Source organism: Bacillus sp. SIMBA_074 (assembly GCF_046534555.1).
In the GTDB taxonomy this organism is placed as follows: domain Bacteria; phylum Bacillota; class Bacilli; order Bacillales; family Bacillaceae_G; genus Bacillus_A; species Bacillus_A mycoides.
On sequence record NZ_JAWRYM010000070.1, the window covers coordinates 1 to 1,650 of the forward strand.

The 1,650-nt window shown below is 35.5% G+C and carries 1 protein-coding gene; it reads left to right on the plus strand.

Annotated features, from left to right (window positions below; all coding sequences use genetic code 11):
- Positions 1-92 precede the first annotated feature (92 nt).
- Entirely contained in the window at positions 93-1,523 is a 1,431-nt protein-coding gene (locus SB773_RS29800; RefSeq protein ID WP_088030762.1) for an IS4-like element ISBce2 family transposase, read from the plus strand.
- Positions 1,524-1,650: the final 127 nt, after the last annotated feature.

Sequence of the window (1,650 nt, forward strand, 5' to 3'; positions counted from 1 at the left end):
CACATCCATCAACTTAAGGATTTAGACTATTCTTAAACTTAAAAGCACGTTACTATTCTCTTATGTTAATGAGAAAGGGTGACGTGCTTTTTATGAATATGCATCAAAAACAAGAGCTGTCTTTATTTGCCGAAGAGTTATATCGATATATGTCTCCCGCTACACTTAATCAATTAGCTATAGAAGCAGGTGGAATGAAACGAAAACGTAAGTGCCATGGGCACCATTTTTTATCTTTGTGTGTATGGTTAAATCAACAAATCGCTACAACCTCTCTTACTCAACTTTGTAGTCAATTAGAAACTTCAACAGGAATTTTATTAAGTCCTGAGGGACTGAATCGACGATTTAACTCGGCTTCTGTAGCCTTCTTTCGAAATGTATTTACTACACTTCTACAAGCTAAAATTGGAGGGTCATCTACAATTTCTCATTCTCTTTCTGCTTACTTTGAGCGGATTCGCATCCTTGATTCTACAACCTTTCAAGTTCCAGATCGATTCGCAGCTACTTATCCTGGTGCCGGAGGCTGTAGTCATACAGCTGGTGTGAAAATTCAATTAGAGTATGACTTGTTGAGTGGAGAGTTTTCTGATGTGAAAATTGAACCAGGAAAACGAAGTGATCAGGCATATGGGGCGACTCGAATGGACATGACACAAAAGAATGAACTATATATTCGTGACTTAGGGTATTTTCGTTTACAAGACTTTAAATCGATCCAAGATAAGGAAGGGTATTATTTATCGCGTCTTAAATTACCAACTAAAATATATAGAAAAGAATTCGAAACAGTGGTATTTAAAACAAAACCTGCTCAATTGAGACCGGTATATATACAAATCCATTTGGAAGACATCATGAACCAATTACAACCTGGCCAAGTGTATGAATTACATGATGTATATGTAGGGAGCAAAGACAAACTACCCACTCGCATTGTGGTTTATAGATGTACAGAGGAGCAAAAACAGAAACGTCTACATGATCGAGCTATTCGTGAAAAGAAAAAAGGGATTACATATACAGAGCGTACGAAACTTTTACAAGGAATTACGGTATATATGACAAACATTCCTACGGAATGGGTACCGAAAGAGAAAATCTATGATTTATATTCACTGCGTTGGCAAATTGAGCTGTTATTTAAAATATGGAAATCTTGGTTTCGAATTCATCGTTGTAAATCTATTAAACAAGAGCGATTAGAATGCCACCTTTATGGACAACTCATTAGTATCCTATTATGTTCTTCTACTATGTTTAAAATGAGAGAACTCCTGTTACGTAAGAAACAGAAAGAACTAAGTGAATATAAAGCGATGTACATAATTAAAGATTATTTCTTACTTTTTCATCAAGCACTACATAAAAACACCCAAGAATTATCAAAGATCCTCCTTCGTCTGTTCAACCTCCTACAGCGAAACGGACGAAAATCTCACAGATATGAGAAAAAAACAGTCTTTGATATTTTAGGTGTTGTGTATGAGTATACCACTTCTGCCCATCAGATAGCATAGCGAAAAATTTGAAACCCGTCAGGGTTTATTTGATGTGCCTACTTTTATAACATCTATACAAGATAATAAAAAACTACGTGGAAAGACCGCATTTTGTATAAAAATATACGTTAAGTTGATGGATGTG